The sequence below is a fragment of the Dermacoccus sp. UBA1591 genome (assembly GCF_002322065.1).
Taxonomy (GTDB): domain Bacteria; phylum Actinomycetota; class Actinomycetes; order Actinomycetales; family Dermatophilaceae; genus Dermacoccus; species Dermacoccus nishinomiyaensis.
Window position 1 is genome coordinate 11,964 of record NZ_DCNR01000040.1, and the last position, 4,499, is coordinate 16,462.

Sequence of the window (4,499 nt, forward strand, 5' to 3'; positions counted from 1 at the left end):
CCTGCTCGACGACCTCTACGCCGTGCGCTCGCTCGCGGAATCGTCGGCGTCATCGGGGTCGCCGTCGTCGTCATCGTCTGCTTCCGCGAGCCCCGCTGCGCCCGCGCGCCGCTACGACTCGCTCGCCGCGGCCCGCGCCGATGCGGGCAAGGCGGCCGCGGCTCTGATGTCGGCGTGCGCCGTCGCGGCGACGGGCACGCGCAGCGCCGATGATGTCAACGGGCTGCTGCTCGCGTGGTCGAGCGCGGCCCGCACGGTGCGCTTCGGTGGGGGCAGCGTCTCGCCGTTCCCGGGCCTCGCGACCTGAGCACGCCCGCCGGGAATAAACTCGTCCGCATGCGTATTCGGGGACGCGCGGCCGCCGCCGCACCACTGATCTCACTGCTCGCTCTCACGGCCTGTTCGGGCAGCTCGCACGACACGGGCGGCGCTTCGAGCTCCGGGGCGTCATCGAAGGCCGGCGCGTCGAGCAGTTCCGGTGGGAGTGCGAGTCCCTCGGCCAGCTCTTCGGTCGCTCCCCCGGAGCCGGTCAAAAACAAGCCGGGCAGCATCACGATCGGCGCGTCGGGCGACCTCATCGTCCACCCGTCGGTCACGCAGATGGCCCGTCGTGCCGCAGGCGGCACGGGGTACCGCTTCGACCAGTTCTTCGGCCAGATCTCCCCCGTCACGAAGGCGGGCGATCTACGCATCTGCCAGATGGAGAACCCGCTGTCGCGTGACGACACGAACCTGGCGCGCGAGCTGAGCTTCAACGCGCCCCACGAGTTCGCGACGACGGTGAAGTCCATTGGGTTCGACGGGTGTTCGACGGCCAACAACCACGCCTACGACCGCGGCCTCTCCGGGCTGGCGAGCACGCGCAGCGTCATGGCCGCGAACGGTCTGCAGGCGGCCGGCCCGGCCGCGTCTGCCGGCGAGAAGGGCCAGCCCGTGTTCTACGAGGCCAAGGGGTTCAAGGTCGCGCAACTGTCGTACAGCTACACGCTCGACAACCGCATCAACGGCGACCAGACGGGCACTCCCAAGGACGCGCCCTGGGTCGCGGACAACCTGTACGCGGTGCGCACCCCGGAAGGCATCGAGGCCGATGCCGCCGAAGCACGCAAGCAGGGCGCCGACATCGTCGTCGTGTCGATGCACTGGGGACGTGAGTACAAGCCGGTCTCGGCGGAGCAGAAGAAGTACGCGGACGCGTTGCTGCGCTCCGGGCAGGTCGACTGGATCATCGGCAACCATCCGCACATCGTGCAGCCGTGCCAGAAGATCGACGGACGATACGTCTCCTACGCCCTCGGCAACCTGTTCTCCGGCCAGCAGGCCGCATATCTGCCGGGCACGGCGGACGGCGCGTACGCGAGCGTCACCTTCACGCGCGACGCGGGCGGCAAGATCAGCCAATCTATGACGTACCAGCCCACCTATCAGGACCAGAAGACGCGCGTCGTCGAGCTGGCCACCCCGTCGCAGAACCCAGCATCCTACGCCAAGACGACCGCGACGATGGGTGCGTTCGGCTGCGACGCCAAGCCGGCGTCCTGACGGGTGACGGCACCCGCCGCCGTCGCCGGACGCTCGAGCCGTGGTAGCCGGTGAGGCGCCGGGCGCGGCTGAGCATCAGAGCAGGCCGAACTGCGCGGCGGTGTCGTAGCTGAGCTTGACGACGAAGGCCCCCACGACGACGACGAACACGGCGCGCACGAACCCGGCCCCCTTCGAGACGGCGGTCCGGGCGCCGAGATAGCCGCCCGCGAGGTTCGCGACGCCGAGCACGAGGCCGACACGCCAGGCCACCGCACCTGCCGGGATGAACACGACGAGGGCGGCGAGGTTCGTCGCGAAGTTGGCGAGCTTGGCCTTGGCGGAGGCCTCGAGGAAGCGGTAGCCGAGCAGGCTGACGAGCGCGAAGACGAAGAACGAGCCCGTCCCCGGGCCGAGCGCGCCGTCGTACAGGCCGACGCCCAGGCCGACGGCGCCCGCCGTCGCGTAATGGCGCCGGCTGCCGGCGTGCCGCAGGTTCTCGAGCTGCCCCATCGACGGCTTGAACAGCGTGTACGCGCCGACGGCGACGAGGACGACGAGGATGATCGGGTTGAACGCGCTGCGCGGGATGTGACTGGCGAGCGCCGCACCCGCCATCGAGCCGGCGAACGCCATCACGGCGAGCGGCAGCGCGGTGCGCAGATCGGGACGCACCCGCCGAAGGTACGTCGCCGAGCTCACCGACGTGCCGCAGATCGAACCCAGCTTGTTCGTCGCGAGCAGCTGGGCGGGCGCGGCGTGCGGAAACGCGACCATGAGGGCCGGCAACTGCACGAGCCCGCCTCCGCCGACGACGGCGTCGATCCATCCCGCGCAGGCCGCCGCGAGCGCCAGCAGGGTGAGGGTCAGGGTTCCCGGGTCGTTCACCCCGTCATCCTGGGCCGCGCGCCGCGTGCCCGCAAACGTCTCTCAGTTCGTGACCGTCGCGCCCGCGCCGCTCGTGACCGGGGCGGCGGCCGTTCGACGCGCGAGAGCCACCACGTCGGGCCGTGGTGGCTCTCGTGAAGCAGGGTCGGATCAGGCGCCGCGCACCTCGGAGAGCACCTCGGCCGCCACCTCGTCGACGCCGACGTCACGCGAGGTGCCCGAGCGGCGGTCCTTGACTTCGATCGTGCCGTCGGAGAGGCCGCGCCCGAGCACGACGATCGTCGGGACGCCGATGAGCTCGGCGTCCTTGAACTTCACGCCGGGGCTGACCTTCGGACGGTCGTCGAACAGGACGCCGAGCCCGGCCGACTCGAGGTCGGCGACGACCTGCTCCGCCTTCTCGAAGACCGCGGCGTCCTTGCCCGTGGCGACGACGTGGACGTCGAAGGGCGCGATGTGACGCGGCCAGATGAGGCCCTTGTCGTCGAGGTTGTCCTCAGCGATGGCGGCGACGGCGCGAGAGACGCCGATGCCGTAGGAGCCCATCGTCACCGTCACGAGCTTGCCGTTCTCGTCGAGCACCTTGAGCCCGAGCGCCTCGGCATACTTCGTGCCGAGCTGGAAGATGTGACCCATCTCGATGCCGCGCGCGAGCGTCAGGGGGCCCGAACCGTCGGGGGCCGGGTCGCCCTCCTTGATCTGCGCCGCCTGGATCGTGCCGTCGGCGGTGAAATCGCGGCCGTGGACGAGGTCGATGACGTGCTTGCCGCTGACGTCGGCGCCCGTCACCCACGCCGAGCCCTCGGCGATGCTGGGGTCGAGCAGGTAACGGATGCCGGAGGCCTTTTCCTCGCCGAGCACGCCCGGGCCGATGTAGCCCTTCGCGAGCATCGGGTAGGCGGCGAAGTCCTTCTCCTCGAACGCCTCGACGTCGGCCGGAGCGACCTGAGCCTCGAGGCGCTTGGCGTCGACCTCGCGATCGCCGGGCACGCCGATCGCGAGCGGTTCGCGCGTGCCGTCGGGGTGGACGAGCATGACGATGACGTTCTTCAGTGTGTCGGCAGCCGTCCACTCGCGTCCGTCGTCGCGCGGGTGATTCGCGTTGAGGGCCGCGACGAGCGTCTCGATGGTCGGGGTCTCGGGTGTGTCCTCGATGTGTGCGGGGCCGACGCTCACCTCGACGGGCTCGGCCTGCGGCACGACGACGGCCTCGACGTTCGCCGCGAAACCGCCGGGCGAGCGGACGAACGTGTCCTCACCGTGGCGGCTGACGGCGAGGAACTCCTCCGACGCCGAACCGCCCATCGCACCCGAGTCGGCGTGGACGACGACGTACTCGAAGCCGAGGCGGTCGAAGATCTTGACGTACGCGCCGCGGTGCTTGGCGTAGCTCTCCTCGAGGCCCTGCTTCGTGTGATCGAAGGAGTACGAGTCCTTCATGATGAACTCGCGCCCGCGCAGCAGGCCGGCGCGCGGGCGGGCCTCGTCGCGGTACTTCGTCTGGATCTGGAACAGCGTCGTCGGCAGGTCCTTGTAGCTCGAGAACATGTCCTTCACCGTGATGGTGAACATCTCCTCGTGCGTCGGGCCGAGGAGCATGTCGACGCCCTTGCGGTCCTGCAGGCGGAACAGGTTGGGGCCGTACTCGTCCCAGCGGTTCGTCGCCTCATAGGGTTCGCGCGGCAGCAGCGCGGGGAAGCTCAGCTCCTGCGCGCCGATGGCCTCCATCTCCTCGCGGACGATGGTCTCGACGTTACGCAGCACCTTGAGCCCGAGCGGCAACCACGTGTACACGCCGGGCGCGGCGCGTCGGATGTAGCCGGCGCGCACGAGCAGCTTGTGGCCCGGCAGCTCAGCGTCCGCCGGATCCTCGCGAAGCGTTCGCAGGAACAGGTTGGACATGCGCTGGGCCACGGTCTCTCCTCGGGTCGTGTCGCGGTCGCTCCGCGTGACTCGGCCCCACACTATCCCGGCCCGCCCAGGGCGTGCACGGCCCGCATCCACCCGACGCTCGGGCCGCGAGGCCTTCCTGAGATCCATGCAGATTCGACGACGTCACAATCCGTCCTTCGCCGTCTCCCGTCTCCTGC

At 70.1% G+C, this 4,499-nt stretch carries 4 protein-coding genes; 2 read left to right on the forward strand and 2 right to left on the reverse strand.

What is annotated here, in order from left to right; genetic code table 11:
- On the forward strand, positions 1 to 307 hold a 307-nt coding region (locus B2284_RS04040; RefSeq protein WP_286697229.1), incomplete at its 5' end, for a hypothetical protein.
- A 29-nt stretch (positions 308 to 336) separates the two neighbouring features.
- Positions 337 to 1,542, forward strand: coding sequence for a CapA family protein (locus B2284_RS04045; RefSeq protein WP_006944868.1), 1,206 nt, complete (start codon positions 337 to 339; stop codon positions 1,540 to 1,542).
- A gap of 75 nt (positions 1,543 to 1,617) precedes the next feature.
- On the opposite strand, the gene B2284_RS04050 is transcribed toward B2284_RS04045, so the two are convergent.
- Both B2284_RS04050 and B2284_RS04055 read right to left on the reverse strand, forming a co-directional pair.
- Positions 1,618 to 2,409, reverse strand: a complete 792-nt coding sequence (locus B2284_RS04050; protein WP_006944901.1) for a TSUP family transporter — start codon at positions 2,407 to 2,409, stop codon at positions 1,618 to 1,620.
- A 150-nt stretch (positions 2,410 to 2,559) separates the two neighbouring features.
- Positions 2,560 to 4,323, reverse strand: a complete 1,764-nt coding sequence (locus B2284_RS04055; RefSeq protein WP_115297187.1) for a proline--tRNA ligase — start codon at positions 4,321 to 4,323, stop codon at positions 2,560 to 2,562.
- Positions 4,324 to 4,499 lie beyond the last annotated feature (176 nt).

What these genes read in the sequence shown, in the direction of transcription:
- B2284_RS04045 (WP_006944868.1), top strand. Translation starts at nt 337, where the DNA reads ATGCGTATTCGGGGACGCGCGGCCGCCGCCGCACCACTGATCTCACTG.